Source organism: Bradyrhizobium sp. CCBAU 53415 (assembly GCF_028128735.1).
Lineage (GTDB): Bacteria > Pseudomonadota > Alphaproteobacteria > Rhizobiales > Xanthobacteraceae > Bradyrhizobium.
In genome coordinates, this window is the sequence record NZ_LBJF01000013.1 from 1 (window position 1) to 2,460 (window position 2,460).

Below are 2,460 nucleotides of genomic sequence, written 5' to 3' on the forward strand. Positions count from 1 at the left end.
GTAACCGTCCGGTGAGGGCCGCGGGGTAATCACACGGCCCGGAGCGGATCAGGCCGCGAACTGAACAGGCGCCTTCCATTCCCAAGGCAGCAGCTCATTGAGCTGGCTTTGCGGGATGGTTGCGATGCGGGCCAGGACGTCCGCCAACCAGACTTGCGGATCGACGTCGTTGAGCTTTGCTGTCGTGATGAGGGTTGCCATGATCGCAGCGCGGTCGGCACCACGATCCGAGCCGGCGAAGAGCCAGGACTTGCGTCCGAGGGCAAAGCCGCGCAGCGCGCGCTCCGCTGCATTGTTTGTCAGGCAGATCCGCCCGTCATCGATGAAGCGGGTGAACCGATCCCAGCGGCGCAACATGTAATCGATTGGTTTGGCGACCGATGACGAGTTCGACAGCCGAGCACGCTGCTCGCGCAGCCATGCTTCCAAAGCCGTCAGAAGCGGAGCGCTTTGGTCCTTGCGCACCCGCAGCCGCTCTTCGGCGCTCTGGCCGTTGATGCCGCGTTCGATGTCGAACAGCGCATCGATGCGCTTGACCGCCTCCAGCGCGATCGGCGAGATCGCTGCGGCATTCTTGTCGCGCCTCGCATTGGCGGCGATGTCCGCCAGCTCGAAGAACTGCCGCCTGGCGTGCGCCCAACAGAGTGCGGGCGTGATCGGTCCCTCCGCGCGCAATGGGTCGTACAGCGCATTGTAGCCGCTATAGGCATCCGCCTGCAGGATGCCGGTGAAGGTCCGAAGATGCTGGACTGGATGCTCGTGTCGTCGATCGCGCGAGGCGTAATAGAGCGCGGCCGGCGGCGCCCGGCCAGCAAACGGCCGGTCGTCGCGGACATAAGTCCAGATATGCCCTGTGATCGTCTGGCCCTTGGCCAGGATCGGCACCGTGGTGTCGTCGCCGTGCAGCCGCTCGGCAGCGAGGACGTGATGCTCGATCAGCCGGTAAAGCGGCTGCAGGGCCGTCGCACAGGCGCCAACCTGGTCGGCCAGGGTCGACAGGCTCAGATCAACGCCCTCCCGGGCGTAGCGCTCGCTCTGCCGGTTCAAGGGCTGATGCTGGCCGAACTTCTCGAACAGGATCATGGCCAGCAGGTTGGGCCCGGCAAAGCCGCGCGGTGTCACGTGGAAGGGCGCCGGCGGCTGGGTGATCGTCTCGCAGTCCCGGCACGAGAACTTCTCGCGCACCGTCTGGATCACCTTCCATTGGCGCGGCACGACCTCCAGTGTCTCGGTGATGTCCTCGCCGAGTCTCGACAGCTTGCGCGAGCCGCAGCAGGGGCAACTCTGCGGTGCCGCGATCACGACGCGCTCGCGCGGCAAATGATCGGGGAATGGTTTGCGCGACGGCCGCTTGCGCCGGAAGGATTGTACAGTCTGCGTCTGCGCCGCCGTCTTCTCGGCCGCCAGCTCCTCCTCGGTTGCCGTCGCCTCCAGCTCTTCGAGCTGAAGCTCCATCTGTTCCAGCAGCCGCGCCTTGCGCTCCGAGCGCGTGCCGTAGAGCTGGCGCCGCAGCTTCTCGATCTCGAGCTTGTAGGTGGCGATCAGCGCGGCTTCTGCACGGGCATTGGCGAGCCTGGCTTCCGCCTCCAGCCGGGCGGTGCGCTCGGCAATGATCATCGCATGCGCGGCGGTAAGATCAGTGGGAAGCGATTCAGATGCGGTCACGCCGATGATGGAATCACATCCATCATGATCCGCAAGCTCAAAACCTCATCCGACCGCTGTCGGACGCCAGGTCTCTTGTGGGTGCCTCCAATCGATCCCGGACAGCAGATAGCCGAGCTGCGCTGACGAGATCGTCACCACACCCTCCGCCGGGCTCGGCCAGATGAAGCGACCCCGCTCCAGGCGTTTCGTGAACAGGCAGGCGCCCTGGCCGTCATGCCAGATCACCTTCAACAGGTTGCCGCGACGACCACGGAAGCAAAACAGGTGGCCGCCCAGCGGGTCGCGATGCAGGATCTCCTGAACCTGCAACGCCAGCGACGGAAAGCCCTTCCGCATGTCGGTATAGCCGGTCGCCAGCCATACCCGCACGCCGGCCGGCAGCGGGATCATCGGCGCCGTCCATCGGTCAGCGCCGCCACCACTGCGGTCAGCGTCGCCGCGTCGACCGCGCCCGTGATCCGCATCCGAGCTCCGGCCGCGAACTCAATTTCGATCGCGCCGCAGCTCCCGGAGAGAGCCGTCGGCGGCGGCCGGTCCGGCGCAACGGAGACTGCTGCAAAACGGACTTCCTCGTTCTGCCGCTGCGTCGGCTCACGTCCGCAAGCGAGGACGCCCGTGCGCGCCTGCCGCCGCCAAACCGTGATCAGATTGCGATGAACGTCATGCCGTCGAGCAACCTCGACAACACTCCCTCCAGGTGCCAGACTCTCTTCCACGATCCGAAGCTTCTCGGCCGTGCTCCACCGTCGCCGCCGCTCCGGACCAGACAGAACAGTTACCGTCGTCACGTTT

At 65.7% G+C, this 2,460-nt stretch carries 3 protein-coding genes; all 3 read right to left on the minus strand.

Annotated elements, in window-relative coordinates; all coding sequences use genetic code 11:
* Positions 1-48: 48 nt before the first annotated feature.
* Positions 49-1,617, minus strand: coding sequence for an IS66 family transposase (tnpC, locus tag XH87_RS08435; protein WP_271586900.1), 1,569 nt, complete (start codon positions 1,615-1,617; stop codon positions 49-51).
* 93 nt (positions 1,618-1,710) lie between these two features.
* Positions 1,711-2,058, minus strand: a complete 348-nt coding sequence (tnpB, locus tag XH87_RS08440; protein ID WP_036031094.1) for an IS66 family insertion sequence element accessory protein TnpB — start codon at positions 2,056-2,058, stop codon at positions 1,711-1,713.
* Positions 2,055-2,460 (minus strand): IS66-like element accessory protein TnpA (tnpA, locus tag XH87_RS08445; protein WP_442868247.1); only part of this gene is annotated, 406 nt, incomplete at its 5' end. The genes tnpA and tnpB, both read right to left, overlap by 4 nt.

Bases quoted from the DNA above. Each gene is read 5' to 3' on its own strand.
- tnpC (WP_271586900.1), bottom strand. From the start codon at position 1,617: ATGATCATTGCCGAGCGCACCGCCCGGCTGGAGGCGGAAGCCAGGCTC.
- tnpB (WP_036031094.1), bottom strand. From the start codon at position 2,058: ATGATCCCGCTGCCGGCCGGCGTGCGGGTATGGCTGGCGACCGGCTAT.